The sequence below is a fragment of the Macrococcoides bohemicum genome, assembly GCF_003259675.1.
GTDB classification, from domain to species: domain Bacteria; phylum Bacillota; class Bacilli; order Staphylococcales; family Staphylococcaceae; genus Macrococcoides; species Macrococcoides bohemicum.
On the sequence record NZ_PZJG01000002.1, the window covers coordinates 154,798 to 174,185 of the forward strand.

Consider the following 19,388-nt stretch of genomic DNA (forward strand, 5'->3'; position numbering starts at 1 on the left):
TTTTATTTATTTACAACGGTTACCCGCTCTGTTGTTGCATTGCTTTTCGTAAATTTATTACGCATTTTCATCAATAATTCATACACAATCGGCACGACGATCAATGTTAATAACGTAGAGGATACTAAACCACCGATTACCGTTACAGCAAGTGCTTTAGAAATCAATACTGAGCCGTCTCCACCAAATAATAACGGCATTAATGCGCCAACTGTAGCAAGTGCTGTCATAAGTATTGGACGTACACGTGTCGTTGCAGCTTCTAAAATCGCTTCACGTGTCGGTAATCCTTCTGCTTCTTTGTTAATGACGCGGTCAATTAATACAATCGCATTTGTTACAACGATACCAATTAACATTAACATACCGATCATAGATGGTACTGATAATGTTTCTTTGAAAGCTAGCAGGCCTAATATTACTCCGATAATTGTAAATGGTAATGAGAATAGGATTGCGAGTGGTGCGAGTCCACCTTTAAATGTTAATACCAGGATTAAATAAACAATACCTACTGCTGCAAGCATTGCAAGTCCGAGTTGTGAGAAACTTTCTCCAATATCTTCACTTGTCCCACCAACGTGAATATCAACGTTATCAGGGTGTTTTAAAGCATTAACCTTTTCTGTTACATCTTGTGTAGCTTTACTAACATCTTTACCTTTAATCTTTCCTTCGACTGAGGCTGAAATATTACCATCTTCACGCTTAATCGTGTCAGAAGTTTTTGTTTCTTCGATCTTAACAACTTCACTTAATTTCACTACTTTACCTAGTGGTGAAGTAATTTTTGTGTTTTCTAACTTTTCTTTCGTCCAGTTATCTTCTTTTTTCTTCGTTAAGATAACTTCTGTTGATTTACCTTTTTCGCCGACTTTCGTCACAACTTTATCATCGCTGCGTTGATTTAACGTCATTGCCACTTGTCCAGCTGTTAAACCTAATTCAGACAATTTATTATGATTTACTTTTAAAGTATAAGCATCGTAACTATCTGAAAGTGATGTATTGACATTTGTTAACGATTTAACATCTTTCAATTCTTTTTCTAACTTTTCAACGACTGGTCGAATGGCTTCTGTTGATGGCCCATTAACGGTTACTGTAACCGCATTTGTTGCACCACCTGTTGCAAAGTCCTGGTTTTTCCAATCGCCTTCATGATTTAATTTAGCAATTTTAGCTAATACTTTATCCGCTTCATCTTCCCAGTTCGGAGTATCTTTCTTATATTCGACCATCATCGCCATATCATTAGATGCGATAGGGTTAAACGGGTTTTCTCCTCCTACAGAGAATTGCGTATTCACAACGTTATCATTTTTAGCTAATATTTTCTGAACTGCTTCACCTTTTTTCACAACGTCTTCTTCTTTTTCACCTGGTTTCGGTTTATATGTTAATGCCAATAATTTATCTTCACCTGTAGAAATAAATGACGTACCTAAGAACGGTGTTAAGAAAAGACTACCTACAAGTAATAACACACTTAATGCAGATACAATCGCTTTATGACTTAATGACCAGTCTAATATCTTGCGATAGAATCCAGCTATCTTTCCGACCTTTTCTTCATCGTCATGATGACCTTTAATACCATTCTTAAAGAATGTATGTGCCAACATCGGCACGATAGTAATCGCGATTAAAAGTGAGGCAAGTAATGCAAATACCACGGTCCATGCAAATGGTCTGAAGATTTCACCAATAGACCCAGATACTAACGCTAATGGTAAGAATACAGCGATTGTAACCATCGTAGAACTCATGATTGGAATGAACATTTCTTTCGTTGCACTGCTGATTAATTCAAATCCTGTTAACTTCTCACCTTTAAGCGACATACGACGGAATATATTCTCAATAACAACAATCGAATCATCAATAACACGTCCAATTGCAACCGTCATTGCCCCTAACGTCATAATGTTAAGTGAAATGTCCATCTGTTTTAAAACAAGCATCGCCATTAAAATAGACATCGGAATAGAAACAACTGCAATTAAAGTTGAACGAATATTTCTTAGGAAGATCAAAATCATAATAACCGCAAATATCGCACCGATGATCGCTTTTTCCGCCATCGTCTTAACTGAATCTTCAATAGGTTTTGCCTGATCCATCATAAGTACGGCACTCATATCAGGATTGTCTTTTTTAAATTGTTTAACTTTTTCTTTTACTGCATTAGCCAAAGTTACAGTGTTCGCATCATCTGATTTGATAACCTGCACGCTTAATGAGTCTTTACCATTTGTTTTAGAAATTGATTCACGGCTTTGCACTGTTTTTATATCTGCTACATCTGATAACTTCACAGTTGGCACTTTGGCATTTTTCATCGCTTCCATCATAGCCTTCTGTGCCGCTGGATCTTGTGGCATTTGTGCCGACTGACTTTGGGCTGTTTGCCTTTGAGTAGCACTACTATCTGTCACCGGAATTTTAAGCGATTTTAATGCTTCCACATTTGTAAACTGACCATTTACGATAATACTCTTTAAATCATTACCGAAAGTATATAATCCAAGTGGCGCCTCCATTGTAGCACCTTTAATAAACTGTAATACACTATCTTCAGTTAACTTTTTCGCTTTTAACTTTTTGTCATCAAACTGAAGTTCAACCTGTTCAACTTCCTGTCCTGAAAATGTAACGTTTGTTACACCTTCAATACCTTCAATTTCAGGTACTAAATCTTTTTTAATCTTTTCTGTTAAAGTCTTGATATCTGATTTATCACTAGATATTGAATAGCTGATAATCGGGAAAGTGTACATCGACATTTGAGATACTTGTTTATCCATAGCACCTTCAGGCATCTCAACTTTATCAATCTGCTTTTCCAGTTCATTTTGTGCTTCATCCATATCTGTACCAAATTTATATTGCACCGTTACAGCAGAAGCGTTTTCAAGAGACTGACTTGTTACTTTTTCTACACCAGATAAATTCTTAACTTTCTTTTCAATCGGATCGGTTATACCTTCTAAAACATCCTCAGGTGTAGCACCTGGATAAGGTGTTGTAATCGATATTACCGGAGTTGACATGCTCGGTAACATTTCCATCTTCATCTTCGTTGCACTATAAACCCCGGCTGCTAAAATAATTAATGTCATCAACCAGATAGCAAGTTTATTATACAAAGAAAAATCAATTATTTTCTTAATCAAGACTTTTCCTCCATTCATTTATGAACTTCTTAACAATAGGCAATTTTACATGATTTATTCAAATAAAGCACCTAATATCACACAACTTCATTAAATATTAATATTCGCTATTTCTTTATATTTTTTATTGAAATCTTTTATTAATATCTTTTATAGATAATCTGTGTGCCCGTCGTCTGCTTCAGCTCATCAGACAATGTGTCATACATTTCATATGCAAGTGCTAAACCTGGCAATTGAATATTCAGTTTCTCTGCTTCATTTAAAGCAATCTTCATATCCTTTAAGAAATGATGCGTATAAAATCCAGGCGCATAGTCGTCAACTAACATACGTGGTGCAAGGTTTGATAACGACCAGCTTCCTGCAGCACCTTTCGAGATTGTTTCAAGTACACGTTCAACATCTAACCCAGCTGACTTTGCGTAATAAAGACTTTCTGCAACACCCAACATGTTAGAAGCAATTGCAATCTGATTCGCCATCTTCGTATGCTGTCCACTTCCTGCAGCTCCAAAATATGAAATAGATTTACCAATGCGTTCAAATAGTGGATACACTTGATCAAACGTTGTTTCATTACCACCTACCATAATAGAAAGTGTGGCATTTTTGGCACCGATATCTCCTCCACTGACTGGAGCATCGAGCACTTCAATTCCTTTTGTTTGTCCTGCTTCAAATAATTGCTTAGCAAGTTCAGGACTGCTCGTAGTGCAGTCAATGAATATTTGACCGCTGCTACCGTTTGTAATTAATCCATTCTCAGCAAGATATGTCTCTTCTACATCTTTTGGATAGCCAAGTATCGTAAAAACAATGTCGGCTTGTTCAGCTACAGATTTTGATGATTCACACCACACAGCTCCAGCTTCTAATAAAGGCGCCGCTTTCTCTTTCGTTCTGTTATATACAAATAACACTTCTCCTAAATGTCTTGCCATACTTGTTCCCATAACACCTGTTCCGATAAATCCTATTTTCATAATCACAACTCCTTAATATTTTTATAATTTTATATTTTTATCCGTTGATATATATTACAATATAAGTGAATGGAGGTTAAACAATGCAAAGAGTAATGATGACCATGTTAATTGTCATGCATATCGTATTTTTTTTGAGTTACTTTATACATAGTGGCATTATATTTTTAACTATATATTTTTGGTTAATATTTTGTATCGTTACTTTTCTGATAGGCATACATTATCATTTTTCTAATGATCCGAGTCTTTCTAAAAATATTACCTACAGATTACTTGCGATATTTTTAACTTCATTTAGCGTCTTTAACTTCCTATTTATATTATACGTTACATTTGTAAATCCGTTTCTATATATGAATACAAAACAATCAATTTTTAGCATCTTTAACTAATTAAGAGACTGCACACTTTCGTGTCAGCCTCTTAACTTTTATTAAAAGCATTGATTGCATCCATCGCTTTTGAAATAGCATCTCTGAAACCTTTTTCTTCTAACATTTTTACACCTTGTATCGTTGATCCGCCTGGTGTTGTTACCTGATCTTTTAATACACCGGGATGTTCTTTCGTTTGACGTACCATCGTTCCTGCACCAATAATCATCTCACTAACCATTTGATATGCAAGCTCACGATTTAAACCTTCACTCACAGCATTGTCTGCCATCGCTTCAATGAGGAGATATATAAACGTCGGGCTTGATCCGGTCACAGCAGGCATGATATGCATTAATGATTCATCAATCCAGTGTGTATAGCCTAAACGCTTCATTATTTCTTCTATTTGCTTTGCTTCTTTTTTCTCCACAAATTCATTCTTGCTCATCGCAAGCACACCAGCATTAACCCCTACCGGCGTATTAGGCATAAGTCGAATAATTTTTGGATGTTCATCAAATTCATCATCAATCTCCTGAATAGATAATCCCCCAACGATAGAAATTAGAATATGATGTTCACATAAATATCTGGCTATTTTTGAAGTAACTTCGCGATAATTGTTAGGTGTTATACCCAACACTATTACGTCATATTGTACAATATCGCTCATTTTTGTAAGTGGTGTAATATTATGTTTGGCATTAAAATTTTGAAGCTTATCTTTATCTCTCATCCAAATACCTAAATAAGTTCTAGTAAGTCCACTTCTGTTTAATCCTTTAACCATCTCTGTGACCATTTTACCGCCACCGATAAATGCTATTCTCAAAAGCTGTCACCTCAATAATTATAATAACTTTTTACTTTGTTCTTATTTTAATCTTCTTCTTAAGATCTGTCATTTTTGGTTTAACAACTTCTATCAAATTATAAATTGGTTGATTTAATACATAGTCAAATTCTCCAACTTTTTCACTTAACCTAGTACCCCAGACTTTCTTAAATTGCCATAGTCCAAAATACTTAGAGTCTTTATCAGGTTCTTTACTCGTTCCACCAAAGTCATAACTTGTAGCACCTACTGAACGTGCATATTGCATCATACTAAATTGCATATTATGGTTAGGTAAGTAATCTCTAAATTCATTGCTTGAAGCGCCATATAAGTAGTATGACTTTTTACCCGCAAAAGTCAGTAAAGCACCTGATAATACTTTTCCTTCAGGGTGCGTTTGTTTTAAAGTTTCTAACGCTGCAATTTGTTTTTGAATTTTCTCTCGTTTAATATTTAAATCATTTAGCTGATTCTGCGCTTTCTTTTGATCTTTCTTTTGCGTGAGTTTTTCTTTCTGTACTTCAATATCAGCAAGTTCCTGATTTAAGTTTCGAAGGACTTTGTCTGGTACTAATTTCACTAAAAATAATTCAGCATCACCATTTGGATTCAATGCATCATAAATATTTTCAAAGTAGGAAACATCACGCGTTAGAAAGCCATCACGCTTTCCTGTTTCTTTCATCAATTCAGCGAAAGTACCTAAATCCGTTCTATCACCTTTAATACATTCAGTTCCCATCTTCAAACTGCGTTTCACTTTTGAACGATTGTTTCTTTCAAATGATTTAAGCAAAGTTTCATCGTCAACACTAATATCTGTAACCATCGTCATTCGAGGTTGAATGTAATCTGAACTTAAGCCATCTCCAAATCCTCGATGGATAAAGCCTAAAGCTTCTAATTGTTGTACCATATCACCCATCGATTCTACTTCAACATCAGGATCGATTTTTATCGCATATGCTTTTTCTGATTTTGCAACTTTGATTGCATCCTTTACTAATGCTTCTACCGCTTCTTTATCTTTGTAATCAACAATAAATCCTCTAGAGATATAGCAAAGTTTGTATGGTAATTTCGGAACTTTCTTGAATAGTAATTGTCCTACCCCGACAACCTCACCATCTCGACCAACAGCAATACGGCGTGCATACCAATCTGAACGAGATTTAGAAGCTGCCCAATCCGTTAGTTGTAATAGATCTCCGTTGTCATGTGTTTTTACGAAATGATCATGTACCTCATTACTTATATTAATTTTTGAAATTGTCATAATAAGAATCCTTTCATTCGTCACGCAACAATTTTTATTATTTTATTGTTACAATTGAACTAATGTTAATGTTACTTTATTATTTTATCATTATTCTATAAAAAATGAGGTTTTTTATATGCTGAAAAATATATTATTAGTGTTACTTGCGGTTATCAATGCATATTTTATATATACTTTGTCAACCGATGCTTCTATTAATTTATTGAGTGTCCATATCATCTCTGCTGGTTTTGCAGTTATTTTGTCTATATTATTTTTAATTACGCGCGTTACATCATTTACAAAAATACTTGCAGCTTTAACAATTATTATTACTTCTTATCATATCTATTTAATCGTTATGGTAATCTACAATTATGTTTACGTTAAATAAATACATATACTGCATCATGCACAAGATGTTCGTCTTTAAGGCTGTCATCTTGTGTTTTTATTTCTAATCTTCTGATTTTGTTTTCGTTTCCAGGGACTAACTTAATATGAGGTAATCCTTCCTTTTTTAATAGAAAATATGTATTGATAACCCCACCTACTACTTCATAATCAAGCCACGATACAAATATTTCTGCAATGCTATCAAAGTCATGCGTTTCGATAACAATCGTGTCGATATGAAGGTGCAATTGCATTTCACTTTCTAATACTTTCTGTCTTTCTTTATCCGACTCTTCCCATTGTATAAAGAAAGGTAACTCAAAATTACGTTCGTCATCTATATATAAAAGTTCCCATTGTATCAGTTTACCTTGAGGTGTGAGTCTTTCCATCTTTAATGGTCCTAATGTCTTTAAACCTAACGATTTAAAGTGATGATTTAGGGCATTAATATCATGCGTTCTAAAACATAATCGTTTAAATCCTTCAGTATAATTAGTTCTTCCTAATGTACTCGCGAAACCTAAATATTCTTTATCATCTTTCATCGCAACTTCAATTAATTGTTTATCAAATACATCGATAAATTCGATATAAGATAAATCTATTCTGCTTAAACTATTTTTAGTACCTAACGACAAATGTTTTCCTCCTGGGATAATATTTAATTTATTACCCGGAAAACGAAAGTCTTCAATGCCATCTATATAATGTATAATATGATCGAATTGAATATCTATATTTTTTTCTTTCATTAATTATCCTTCTTCCTTCTGCCAGACTACATTAATCCATCCACCCACATTGTCACTCATCAATCTTTCATTCTCTAAAGTAAATTCACTTTCCTCAGCATCGGGCGGTACGAATAAACACTCTCCTGAGCCTATTATTTCTTCCGGATGAATACGCATCAGCTCATTTAAATTTTTAAAATGGGCATGTTCATACACTTTGCCTTTATTATATTCCGGGTCCATATAACGTTTCCCCCAAGCACTATCTCGATTAACAACAGCAATGGAGATTTTACCACCTGGTTTTAACACACGATATGCTTGCTCAAAAGCATATTCTAAATCATCTACAAAATCTAATACACCCATCGAATAAATACGATCAAAAGTATGCTCAGAAAAATGAAGCGCATTAGCATCCATATGTATAAAATCTAAATTTAATTGCTGATCAATTACTTTCTGACGTGAAATCTCTAACATCTCATCTGATATATCGATACCTGTTACAATACACCCCTGTTGTGCAAAAGGAACGCTATAGATCCCTGTACCACTACCAATTTCAAGCACACGCATACCACTTTCAATATCAATCAATTGATTCATTAAATCAGTTTCAACTTGCCAAACATAACGCCCTTTTTTTGTGTCAAAATATGCATCATACTTATTTGCAACTTTATCATTAAATATCGTCATTTCATGCCTCCATAAAAATTTATTTTATGAACGTTAACACCATTCTATACAAAACATAATATTTATTAAAGCAATAGCCGTATCAAAACAAACAACCTGGAGCTATTGCTCCAGGCTGCAATTTTATTTATCATCTAAAACAATATATGTTGCTTTAATTGGACCGTGAACACCTACTACAAGTTTCATCTCTATATCTGCTGAGTTAGATGGTCCAGTAATTAAGTTAATGCAAGTTGGAAAGTTAGCTGCGTCTTTCATCATTTCATTCATTTCTTGAGCAGCTTGTGTAAATCTTGGTACAATAGTAGATTTCGGTACAATTGCAATATACGTTGCAGGTAAAAGACTGACACTTCTACCAATCCCTTTATCTGCATATAACACAACTGTTCCGCTTTCAGCTAATGTTGATTCACTAATAGTGATTCCGACATTCGCACGTTCTGCTACATGTAAATTTTCAGTGCCTTTTGCTTCATCCCAGATAAAAGCATCTTGAGCAGCTAAATCAATACCATATTCCGCGTAGCGTTTATCATTTGTAGCAATTACTTCACCATTCCCATATTTCGCAATAATATCTGATAAAGTTTTATTTACTTCATTTGAATTAGTCACAACTAAATCAGTATGGATAAATTCACATTGCTGTTTTAAAACATCCAATAATTCATCTTGAGAAAGTCCTGTTAATGTTTTATCTTGTGGTCTAAATTTCCACTCAGGGATTTCTACCTTTTCAGGCATTGCACGATTAAGATTTTTTGAGATGTTACTAATAAACGAATCTTTATTTTGGATTGTTCCCTTCATTATTTCGCACCTCTTTTCAATCTGTTTTGCATCCAGTCACGGAAATTTTCTTCATCCGGCATTGGGAAATCACGTGTATCTGTCCAGGCATGTAAAGGTTTTGGTCCTTTTGTAATCATATGTTCTTGTTTATTTTCAAATGGAGCCATCATTGATGGAGCCATCTTAGTACCATATTTAAATAAAGTAGAGTGAGAAGCTCCCATACTAAATCCTTTCATGACTAATCGTTCTGCTACAGGAGACATGTGTTCTTCTTCCACTATGACACGTCTATGTTCTAACAATAAGTCATGTAACGGGATTTTAACAGGACATGCTTCCGTACAAGCACCACATAACGTAGATGCATAGGGTAGTTCTTTATAATCTTTATAACCACCTAATAAAGGCGTCAATACAGCACCTACTGGTCCTGGATAGATAGAACCATAAGAATGACCTCCTACCTGACGATATACAGGACAAACGTTAACACATGCTGCACAACGAATACATTGTAAAATAGATTGGAATTGTGTTCCTAATATTTTAGAACGTCCATTATCAACAATAACCAGATGAAATTCTTCTGGTCCATCGATTTCATCATCTGCACGAGGACCTGTTAAAGTTGTCACATAGCTTGTTAAATTTTGTCCGACAGCGGCACGCGTTAACATAGAAACTAATACTTCCAATTCTTCATGCGTAGGCACAATACGTTCCATACCCATCACAGTAATCTGTGTTTTTGGTAATGTTGTTACCATACGTGCATTACCTTCGTTAGTTACTAATGTGAAAGAACCACTTTCAGCAACACCGAAATTACAACCTGTAATACCGACATCTGCTGACAAGAATTCTTCTCGAAGCTTTTTACGTGCAAATAAAGCTAAATCTTCAGGACTATTTGATTTAGTGTAACCTAGTTTTTCAGTAAAAACTTTTTGAATCTGATCTTTATTCATGTGTAAAGCTGGTGTAACGATATGTGATGGTGGATTGTGATCATCAACTTGTAAAATATATTCACCTAAGTCTGTTTCGATTACTTCACAACCAACAGCTTCCATCGCCTTATTCAAATCAATCTCTTCTGTAACCATTGATTTTGACTTTGCTACTTTTTTCGCCTTTTTTTCTACTAATACTTTTTGAACATACTCATTTGCTTCTTCTGCAGTTTCAGCAAAAAATACATGTCCGCCTTTTGCTGCGACATTTTCTGCGAGCATATTTAAATAATAATCTAAATTCGCTAATGTATGCTGACGGATCTCTTCAGAGTGACTTCTCCACTCTTCCCAGTTACCTAGTGATTCCTGAGACTTTATTTTTCGTTCACGCAATCTATCTTGGGCACTAGAGACCGCACCACGCATAAAATCATCTTTAAGTTCTGTTTTTACAGCTTTCTTAAATGTTTCATTACCAATTTTCATACTCATTATACAGTCACCGCCTCTGTATTATTATTCAGGATTTCTACGATGTGGTAAACCTTAACTTTTTCACCACGACGTTTTAAACGTCCTTCAATATTCATTAAGCAACTTGCATCTGCTCCAACTAAATAATCGGCACCACTTTTTACGATACAATCTACTTTTTCATCGACCATTTCACCTGAAACATCATTCATCTTAACAGCAAATGTTCCACCGAATCCACAACAATTGTAATATTCAGGTAGCTCTACAATCTCTAATCCTTCTACTGCAGATAATAACTTCTTCGGTGGCTCTGAGTTATGTAATAAACGTGTATTATGGCATGATGGATGCATTGTTGCTTTACCTTCTAACTTGGCACCTACATCCGTAACACCAAGAACATTAACGATAAATTGTGTTACTTCATAAGATTTATCCGCCAAACGTTGTGCGCGATCACGCCACACCATATCATCTTTAAATAAATCTGGATAATGTTTAAACATTGTAATACATGAACCAGACGGTGCTACAACATACTCTGAATTTTCAAAAGCTTTGATCATGTTTTGTGCGGCTTTTTTCGTTTCTTCATGATATCCAGAATTATATGCCGGTTGCCCACAACATACTTGTGCCGCAGGAAAGTCCACTTCACAACCTAATTTTTCAAGTAATTCTACAGTTGCAATACCTACTCTTTTTTCAAAAACGTCTACTAAACATGTACTAAATAAACTTACTTTCATAATCAAACACCCCTCTAGTTATCAATATCGCCCAATATTGATAAAATTTTCAGTCATCGGATGACTGTATCTCTAACAGTACTATTTTATTGGAATGATAATCTAAATGCAAGTGACAAAATTCCATAATTTATTTATCTTACTTAGTTTCTAAATGTTCTAATAATACATATTCCACTTCTTCTAAATGTTTAAGCATCTTTTCTTCAGAAAGTTTTATATCTTTTTGTTTGATTGCTTCATAAATCTCAAGATGCTCTTTATATAACTTTTCGATAGATTTCGTTTCTGTATAAATCCAGATTTTACGCGTCTCTTTCATTGTTGTCTTCACTTTATCTGATACTTCTACTAATAGTTGAGCTAACAACTCATTCTTAGTAGCTTTAGCAATCGCTAAATGGAAAGTAAAGTCACTTTGTTCACCAATTGCTTTATTATGTACTGCTAGTTTCATCTGCTCGAGTGCATCTTTAATATTCTGTAAATCCTCTTCTGAATGCTTCACAGCAGCACGACCTGCAGCGCCAACTTCTATAATTTTACGTACTTCTAATAAATCAATAATATCTTTTTTAGTATATACTGACATCTCTTTAGAAAAGACTTTAGGTTTAATATGCTTTACAAACGTTCCTTCACCATGACGGATTTCAACGAGTTCCATTACACGCAAAGCATTTAAAGCTTCTCTAATAGACGCTTGTCCTACGCCATAATCCTGAGCCAATTTTTGAATAGATGGCAGTTTTTCATCGATTTCAAATTCACCTTCTTTGATTTGCATAATAATGCGATCTGCAATCTCTTCATATAATTTCTTCTTTTCAATTCTTACCACATTCATTCCTCCGATATGCCCTATTGGTGCTATTATATCAAAGGATAAGTTAAGTGTGAGGTTTTTAAAAATAAAAAAGACAGGTAATTACCCTGTCTTTAGCAATATTATTTATGCTTCATTTTTCGGACCGGTTTTGTGTATCCAGCTGAAATATTTTGTTTATCAAGTTCATTAATCTCTACTTTGACTTCCCCATTGATAATATCTGAATCTACTTCGTCATTACCTTTATCTTTGCACTTTATAAACTCTCGCCTCAAACGGCATCAGTGTAAATACATCTGCTGATTGTTTATCAATTGGATAGTTGTTCAATACTTGTTTTTCTTTAGCAAGATTGAGCTTATCATCTGTCTTTAAAGTAACTTTGTTGTGACTTAAATTTCCTAAAATAATAAATTGTTCATCTTCTAATGTACGCGTATATGCAAAAACATTTTTATCTTCCGGATAAATCAAATCAAATGATCCATATGTTAATGTTAAGTTATCCTTCTTTAACTGAATCAATTTTTTATAGAAATTTAATAGCGAATCTTCTTTTCTTTCCTGTACGAAGACATTAATCTCTTCATAATTTGGATTCACTTTTAACCAAGGGGTCCCTGTTGTAAATCCAGCATTTTTTGTATCATCCCATTGCATCGGTGTACGCGTATTATCTCTTGAAATACGTCCTAACATTTCTAACACCGCTTCTTTTGTCATTCCTTTTTTAAGTTCCTGGTTATAAATATTTTTAGCATGTACATCATCAAAATCATCTATAGTTTCAAAAGGATAATTGGTCATCCCAATTTCCTGTCCTTGATAAATAAATGGCGTACCTTGCAGTAAGAAATATACAACGCCATGGCTCGTCGAACTTTCAAACCAATAATCTACATCGTCACCCCAAGTTGATGATACACGTTGTCGATCATGGTTTTCAATGAATAATGCATTCCATCCAGTTGCTTCTAAACCTTTTTGCCAGGCATTCAATACTTCTTTATAGCCTAAAATATCAAAACTTTTTCCGACATTATGATCCCATAGATTTAAATGTTCAAATTGAAAGACCATATTAAACTTACCATTGTCTTTGCCTACCCATTCATCAGCATCTTTCGTTGTAACACCATTTGCTTCACCGACAGTCATAATGTCATATTTATCAAATGTATGTTCTTTCAATTCCTGTAAATACTTTTGAATCCCCGGTTGATTCATATGTCCTTCAAATGATTCAGCATAACCTAGCTTATCAGCACCTGGTAAGTCACCTTTTTCGAAACTTTTTTTAATGTGACTGATAGCATCTACTCTAAAGCCATCAATCCCTTTATCAAGCCACCAGTTCACCATATTATAGATGGCTTGACGCATATCTTTATTTTCCCAATTTAAATCAGGTTGTTTTCTGCTAAATACGTGCATGTAGTATTGATCAGTTGTCGCATCATATTCCCATGCCGAACCTTCAAATATACTTGCCCAGTTATTCGGTTCCTTACCTTCTAAACCATCTTTCCAGATGTACCAGTCACGAAACTCGTTGTCCTTACTCTTCTTCGCTTCAACAAACCATTGATGTTCATCACTTGTATGATTGATGACGAGGTCTAAAATAAGCTTCATATCTCGTTTGTGTACTTCATATAATAATCGGTCAAAGTCTTCCATTGTTCCAAAGTCACGCATAATTTCCTGGTAATTACTAATGTCATAGCCATTATCATCATTTGGCGATTCAAATATAGGACTCACCCATATAACATCGATACCTAAGTCTTTCAGATAATCCAACTTCTCAGTAATACCATTAATATCACCTATACCATCACCATCGGAATCTTTAAAACTTCTTGGATAAACTTGATAACATACTGCTTCTTTCCACCATTTTCTTTCGATTGTCATAGTGACCTCCTAATGTGAATTCATATTTTGTTTTTGTCATCTTCTATCACTTCACGGGCAATCTGTTTAATTTCTTCAACATATTTAGCAATCGCTTGAAATATCGGGAAAGTGTTGTTCAGTCCCATTTCAACGATTGAAGATACTGCAACTGTTACCGGATTGATACTTTTCATTTTAAATGATGTTCTAATTAATTGCACAATTTTTCTAAACTCCATAAGTTGCGTTAGTCCATTATTTTTATCTTTTTCTTTCATCTCTTCAAATTCGCGGATATATTTATCTATATCAATCCATTCTTTTCGACGCTCCATTATGTCATCTTCCTGGATTTTAAAATGTGTCATTATAGTACGTTCAATAACTTTAAAATTTTCTTTTAAGACAATCTTTTTAAAGCTCGGTGTGAACAGTTTAGGAAATGATGAGTTTACTTTGTAATTCAAATAACTATCGAGATAAGAAGCATCATTGTATCTTTGAAAATATTCTTTTTGTTCTTCTTCAAATATACTTTCAATATGTAATTTAAGCGTTTCTATCCCAGTACCATCTAAAGCACTTGTAAAATGGTAGTTAAGTGGTGTCTTAATATAAGGCTTTAGCGTCACTTTAAGTTCAGTGTCTTTGTCACGCATTAATATTTCTTTGTCATCTTTTCCGTTCACATCGATTAGTGCATCTACTTTGTTGTAGATAAACGTAATCATCTTATCTTGTTTACTTAGATATTTAATCATCTCAATATCTACTTCTTTGATTTTACTTGAAAAAATATAAAAGTAATGTTCTATTGCCGATTCATTCTGAATAATCTTTTTATATTTTTGAACAGTCACTTCTTCTGTTCCAACACCAGGGAAATCCACCAAAAATCCATAATCATTAAATGGATAAGTCGTAGTTTCTAAAGTAGCATCTGTATGCACAGATGTATGTGCTTTAGCTGGACACACCGCATTAATCAATGCGCTTTTCCCTGCATCGGGTTGTCCTATAATTCCTATTTTATTCAGCGATTTATTTCTAATAAACGTTTCGTATGCTCTGATTAATGGATGCTTCTCCATAACTGTCACCCTTCCACATTATTTCTATTCTTATTCCCGTTTCTTTTCATAGCAAGCATAAAAAGGCACATTTCCAGTCAGAAAATGTACCTTTCATTGTACTACAATCCTCTACGCATTAAATAAAGAAAATATGGTGCTCCAATAATACTAACTATGATACCTGCCGGCATGCCGGCAGGTTCTATTAAAAGCCGACCTAAAGTATCAGCAAAACTTAAAAGTATCGCACCTAACAATATTGTAATCGGAATAAAAACCTGATGTCTTGGGCCAACTAATTGTCTTGCAATGTGAGGTGCAATCAAACCCACGAATGCTATACTACCACAAATTGAAACCGCGCTTGCACACAACATTACAGAAATAATCAGAATTACTAATCTTTCTCTATTAATCCTTATGCCAAGACCTGTTGAAATATGTTCATGTGTATTAAGAATGTTTAGTATATCTAGTTTCAGCAAAAGGATAGGTATCGTGATAATTAACACTGTAATAATCATCCAAACAAATGGCCATGTATCACCCCATATATTACCACCTAGCCATTTAGAGATAAATTCAACATCTTCTTTATTAAATGTCGATGTCATCATAATCATCGCACCACTCAATGCAGTAGACAACCCAACCCCGATAAGAATCATTTGCATCGGATTTAAACCACGTTTAGAACTACTCAACAGAAATACTGTCGCTGCTGTAATCAGACCACCAATCAAACTAAATAGCGGCAGTACATATACAAAATTACTGCTGTCGACCGGCATGAATATCATAAGCAATGCGATAAAGAATCCACTGCCTGCATTTATCCCTATAATACCTGGATCTGCCAGTGGATTTTTAGTAATACTTTGCAGTAGTGCACCACTTAAACTAAGTGCAGCACCACATAATATCGTTACAAGTAATCTTGGCATACGAAATTCATAGAGCACCATCGTATCTGTTTCTTTTCCCATACCAAATAATGTTTTTAAAAATTGTAATGGTGACATCTTAAAATCTCCAACAGTCATACTCACTGTAATGATTGCAAACAAAATAATAATTAAAATAGTTGATATAAACACATTTTTAGTTTTAGTATGCATTATGAAATTCCTACCTTTCTTACGAGATAAATAAAGAAAGGCACACCTATAATTGAAATGATTGCACCTACAGGAGACTCTCCCATCATGCGTGCCAGTATATCAGCGCAAACAAGAAATATTCCACCTAAAAGTGTTGCGACAGGTAGCAACTTTCTATAATCTACGCCAACTAAAAGACGTGCAATATGTGGAATCATCAATCCTACAAATGCTAAGGAACCTGCCATTGCCACTGCGACACCGGCTAAAATCATCGTTAATAATGAGAATATAATTCTTATCGACGTTAAATTGACCCCTAAACCTTGTGCCATTTCATCACCTAAAGATAACACAGTAAGCTGATGACCGATAAGCAGTACGAAGATGATAACAATTAATATTATCGGGGATGCATATTTTAGTTGTGTCCAGGTCGTACCAGCAACACCAGCACTAGACCAAAGCATCGAACTTTGATTCGTTCTAAAATATAACGAAATCCCTTCAGCAATTGCTAATAACAAACTACTCACAGCTGCTCCAGCTAATATAATACGCATCGTATTAAAGCCACCTTTTTTACTTAAACCGAGCACCAATACAATGGTTCCTCCAACAATTGCACCTATAAATCCAGCCAGTATAATCGCAAAAAAGTTCGCTCCACTCGTAAATGCAAATAATATACTGATACCTAAAGCTGCTCCTGAATTAAGTCCGATTAAAGCAGGATCTGCCAAAGGATTCTTAGTTACTCCCTGCATGACTGCACCAGTACAAGCAAGACTCATCCCAACAAGCATGGCAGCTATTTCTCTAGGCATACGTATATCACGAATAATATTATGTTCAGAAATATCTCGATAATGAAATAGCGCATCATAAATTGTTTTAAAACTATAGTTATTTACTCCCAACATAAATGAAACAATTAACATTGTCAGCAATAAAAGAAGAAGCAATGGAATGACGATGTATAATTTCCCGGAAAATATATATCGTTTATTTGTAGATGTACTTTGTTTATTCATCTGTATCCCTGCTATAGTGCTTGCATAATAAATCATAGGTTACAAGCATCGGCTTTCCATTTCGTGGATCTACGCTGAGCTCGGCATCTATATTAAACACTTCTTCTAAGACATCCTTAGTCAAAACATTCATCGTATCTCCTTGCTTAATGATATTCCCATCTTTCATTGCAATAATATGATCAGAAAATCGAACTGCTTGATTAATATCATGGAGAACCATTATAATCGTACAATTTTCCTGTTCGTTTAAATCTCTAACAAGTTCTAAAATTTCTAATTGATGCGAAATATCTAGATATGTTGTTGGTTCATCAAGGAAAATAATATCAGTCTTCTGGGCTAAAGCCATAGCAATCCATACACGTTGTCTTTGTCCACCACTTAGATCATTAACATTCTTATCTTTGAAATCTGTTGTACCTGTTACACGCATCGCCCATTCAATTTCCTGATGATCAAGCTGAGTAAGTCTACCAAATCCTTTCTGATAAGGAAATCTGCCATAACTGATCAGTTCATAAACACTTAATCCATCTGCCACATCAGGTGATTGTGGTAGGATTGCAATCTTTTTAGCAACTTCTTTAGTTGGTTGCTGATGAATATTCTTTCCGTCTAATATCACTTCACCATGCGCTACGTTTAATATTCTTGACAGTGCTTTTAATAACGTTGATTTTCCGCATCCATTCGGCCCTATAATAGATGTCACTTTTTTATCAGGAATGGAAACATCTAAATTTTTAATGATGTCCCTTTCGCCATAATTAATGGTAATCTTCTTACCTTCTAATCGATTCATATATATCCTTCTTTCATTAATTCCAAAATGAAATATTCCAATTTTCAAACCATTATCACTCTCATATAATTGATAATCATTATCAATACTGTTATATTTTATAGTATAATAACTTACAACGCAAGATAATTAGGGAGACATACTTTATGAAAAAATTATTAGATATAACGATTATCGGTGGTGGGCCTGCTGGTCTTTATGCTGCTTTTTATGCAGGATTACGAGGTTTGAAAGTACGCATCATTGATCAGAACAATACTTTAGGCGGAAAACTTAACCTTTTCCCAGAGAAAATTGTTTGGGATGCTGGTGGGATTCCTCCTCAACCTGCAGCAGAGATTATGCAGAACTTGATTAAACAAGGCACTACATTTAATCCGGAGATTATTCTGAACACCGTCGTTACAGATATAAAAAAAGAAAATGACTTTCACTTTATCGTAGAGACAAACGATAAATCTTATCACTCTAAAACTGTTATCGTGGCAGTGGGTTCAGGTATCATCAAGCCGATTAAACTGGATATTGAAGGTGCCGATCGATATGAAGTTAATAACCTACATTATGTAGTCCCTTCTTTAAAACGCTTTAAAGATAAGCGCGTACTTATTTCTGGTGGTGGAAATGCCGCAGTTGACTGGGCACATGATATTGCTCCTATTGCAAAAAGTGTGCATATTATATGCCGTAAAGAAGATTTTAAAGGTCACGAAGAGACAGTGCGTCAACTGGATGAATTAGGAGTAATCAAGATGACTAACCAAACAATTCATTCTCTGATTGCAGAAGCGGACGAAATTAAACAAGTTGAAATTATTCATAATACTGATGACACCATTCAAATTTTAGATGTCGACGATGTCATTATCAATCATGGTTTCCATATGGACTGCGAGCTATTAAATGACAGTTCAGTTCAATTTGAACGTGTTGATGATTTTTATATTAAAGGCAATGCAAATACTTCTACGAACACGCCAGGTATTTATGCTATCGGTGACATATTGAAACACGATGCGAAAGTCAACTTAATAATCGGTTGTTTCCATGACGCAGCGACTTCTATTAATCAGATTAAAATGTATCTTGACCCAGGTGCACCATCATACGGCATCGTTTCAAGTCACAATCCAATATTCGAAGAAGAAAATGAAAAGATAAAGAAAAAATTATTTGAATCATAAAAAAAGGA

At 34.5% G+C, this 19,388-nt stretch carries 17 protein-coding genes; 2 read left to right on the top strand and 15 right to left on the bottom strand.

Going from position 1 to position 19,388, the window contains the following annotated elements; translation table 11 throughout:
- Positions 1-2: 2 nt before the first annotated feature.
- The 4 genes from BHX94_RS05345 to BHX94_RS05360 form a co-directional block, all read right to left on the bottom strand.
- Positions 3-3,176, bottom strand: a complete 3,174-nt coding sequence (locus BHX94_RS05345) for an efflux RND transporter permease subunit (protein ID WP_111745212.1) — start codon at positions 3,174-3,176, stop codon at positions 3-5.
- A gap of 140 nt (positions 3,177-3,316) precedes the next feature.
- Entirely contained in the window at positions 3,317-4,162 is an 846-nt protein-coding gene (locus tag BHX94_RS05350) for an NAD(P)-dependent oxidoreductase (RefSeq protein WP_111745213.1), read from the bottom strand.
- Positions 4,163-4,588: 426 nt separating this feature from the next.
- Complete coding sequence (proC, locus tag BHX94_RS05355; protein WP_111745214.1) at positions 4,589-5,374, bottom strand: pyrroline-5-carboxylate reductase; 786 nt, start codon at positions 5,372-5,374, stop codon at positions 4,589-4,591.
- Positions 5,375-5,405: 31 nt separating this feature from the next.
- Entirely contained in the window at positions 5,406-6,650 is a 1,245-nt protein-coding gene (locus tag BHX94_RS05360; RefSeq protein ID WP_111745354.1) for a lipid II:glycine glycyltransferase FemX, read from the bottom strand.
- A gap of 124 nt (positions 6,651-6,774) precedes the next feature.
- Here BHX94_RS05360 and BHX94_RS05365 point away from each other — a divergent pair, with 124 nt between their 5' ends.
- Complete coding sequence (locus tag BHX94_RS05365; RefSeq protein ID WP_111745215.1) at positions 6,775-7,032, top strand: hypothetical protein; 258 nt, start codon at positions 6,775-6,777, stop codon at positions 7,030-7,032.
- On the opposite strand, the gene BHX94_RS05370 is transcribed toward BHX94_RS05365, so the two are convergent.
- From BHX94_RS05370 to BHX94_RS05420, 11 genes are all read right to left on the bottom strand, one after another.
- A complete protein-coding gene (locus BHX94_RS05370; protein WP_111745216.1) occupies positions 7,025-7,789 on the bottom strand; it encodes a VOC family protein in 765 nt (254 codons plus the stop codon). The two genes, BHX94_RS05365 and BHX94_RS05370, sit on opposite strands and share 8 nt — an antisense overlap.
- A 3-nt stretch (positions 7,790-7,792) precedes the next feature.
- Positions 7,793-8,473, bottom strand: a complete 681-nt coding sequence (locus BHX94_RS05375; protein ID WP_111745217.1) for a class I SAM-dependent methyltransferase — start codon at positions 8,471-8,473, stop codon at positions 7,793-7,795.
- Between the two features lie 123 nt (positions 8,474-8,596).
- Positions 8,597-9,289, bottom strand: coding sequence for a LutC/YkgG family protein (locus BHX94_RS05380; RefSeq protein WP_188018021.1), 693 nt, complete (start codon positions 9,287-9,289; stop codon positions 8,597-8,599).
- Complete coding sequence (locus tag BHX94_RS05385; protein ID WP_111745218.1) at positions 9,289-10,722, bottom strand: LutB/LldF family L-lactate oxidation iron-sulfur protein; 1,434 nt, start codon at positions 10,720-10,722, stop codon at positions 9,289-9,291. Before BHX94_RS05385 ends, BHX94_RS05380 begins: the two co-directional genes overlap by 1 nt.
- The gene (locus BHX94_RS05390) at positions 10,722-11,456 is read right to left on the bottom strand and encodes a (Fe-S)-binding protein (protein WP_096077532.1); all 735 of its coding nucleotides are present in this window, start codon (positions 11,454-11,456) and stop codon (positions 10,722-10,724) included. Before BHX94_RS05390 ends, BHX94_RS05385 begins: the two co-directional genes overlap by 1 nt.
- A gap of 139 nt (positions 11,457-11,595) precedes the next feature.
- Positions 11,596-12,297, bottom strand: coding sequence for a FadR/GntR family transcriptional regulator (locus BHX94_RS05395; RefSeq protein WP_111745219.1), 702 nt, complete (start codon positions 12,295-12,297; stop codon positions 11,596-11,598).
- Positions 12,298-12,528: 231 nt separating this feature from the next.
- Positions 12,529-14,196: a glycoside hydrolase family 13 protein gene (locus BHX94_RS05400; protein ID WP_111745355.1), complete on the bottom strand. Its 1,668-nt coding sequence runs from the start codon at positions 14,194-14,196 to the stop codon at positions 12,529-12,531.
- Positions 14,197-14,222: 26 nt separating this feature from the next.
- The gene (locus tag BHX94_RS05405; RefSeq protein ID WP_111745220.1) at positions 14,223-15,275 is read right to left on the bottom strand and encodes a GTPase domain-containing protein; all 1,053 of its coding nucleotides are present in this window, start codon (positions 15,273-15,275) and stop codon (positions 14,223-14,225) included.
- A 101-nt stretch (positions 15,276-15,376) separates the two neighbouring features.
- On the bottom strand, positions 15,377-16,375 hold the full coding sequence (locus BHX94_RS05410; protein ID WP_111745221.1) for a FecCD family ABC transporter permease: 999 nt from the start codon (positions 16,373-16,375) through the stop codon (positions 15,377-15,379).
- Complete coding sequence (locus BHX94_RS05415; protein WP_111745222.1) at positions 16,375-17,391, bottom strand: FecCD family ABC transporter permease; 1,017 nt, start codon at positions 17,389-17,391, stop codon at positions 16,375-16,377. The genes BHX94_RS05410 and BHX94_RS05415 overlap by 1 nt, the downstream gene beginning before the upstream one ends.
- On the bottom strand, positions 17,384-18,196 hold the full coding sequence (locus BHX94_RS05420; protein ID WP_111745223.1) for an ABC transporter ATP-binding protein: 813 nt from the start codon (positions 18,194-18,196) through the stop codon (positions 17,384-17,386). Before BHX94_RS05420 ends, BHX94_RS05415 begins: the two co-directional genes overlap by 8 nt.
- A gap of 146 nt (positions 18,197-18,342) precedes the next feature.
- Here BHX94_RS05420 and BHX94_RS05425 point away from each other — a divergent pair, with 146 nt between their 5' ends.
- A complete protein-coding gene (locus tag BHX94_RS05425) occupies positions 18,343-19,380 on the top strand; it encodes an NAD(P)/FAD-dependent oxidoreductase (protein ID WP_111745224.1) in 1,038 nt (345 codons plus the stop codon).
- Positions 19,381-19,388: the final 8 nt, after the last annotated feature.

Bases quoted from the DNA above. Each gene is read 5' to 3' on its own strand.
- BHX94_RS05410 (WP_111745221.1), bottom strand. From the start codon at position 16,375: ATGCATACTAAAACTAAAAATGTGTTTATATCAACTATTTTAATTATT.
- BHX94_RS05390 (WP_096077532.1), bottom strand. From the start codon at position 11,456: ATGAAAGTAAGTTTATTTAGTACATGTTTAGTAGACGTTTTTGAAAAA.
- BHX94_RS05380 (WP_188018021.1), bottom strand. From the start codon at position 9,289: ATGAAGGGAACAATCCAAAATAAAGATTCGTTTATTAGTAACATCTCA.
- BHX94_RS05420 (WP_111745223.1), bottom strand. From the start codon at position 18,196: ATGAATCGATTAGAAGGTAAGAAGATTACCATTAATTATGGCGAAAGG.
- BHX94_RS05415 (WP_111745222.1), bottom strand. From the start codon at position 17,391: ATGAATAAACAAAGTACATCTACAAATAAACGATATATATTTTCCGGG.
- BHX94_RS05370 (WP_111745216.1), bottom strand. From the start codon at position 7,789: ATGAAAGAAAAAAATATAGATATTCAATTCGATCATATTATACATTAT.
- BHX94_RS05385 (WP_111745218.1), bottom strand. From the start codon at position 10,722: ATGAGTATGAAAATTGGTAATGAAACATTTAAGAAAGCTGTAAAAACA.
- BHX94_RS05375 (WP_111745217.1), bottom strand. From the start codon at position 8,473: ATGACGATATTTAATGATAAAGTTGCAAATAAGTATGATGCATATTTT.
- BHX94_RS05365 (WP_111745215.1), top strand. From the start codon at position 6,775: ATGCTGAAAAATATATTATTAGTGTTACTTGCGGTTATCAATGCATAT.
- BHX94_RS05425 (WP_111745224.1), top strand. From the start codon at position 18,343: ATGAAAAAATTATTAGATATAACGATTATCGGTGGTGGGCCTGCTGGT.
- BHX94_RS05350 (WP_111745213.1), bottom strand. From the start codon at position 4,162: ATGAAAATAGGATTTATCGGAACAGGTGTTATGGGAACAAGTATGGCA.
- BHX94_RS05405 (WP_111745220.1), bottom strand. From the start codon at position 15,275: ATGGAGAAGCATCCATTAATCAGAGCATACGAAACGTTTATTAGAAAT.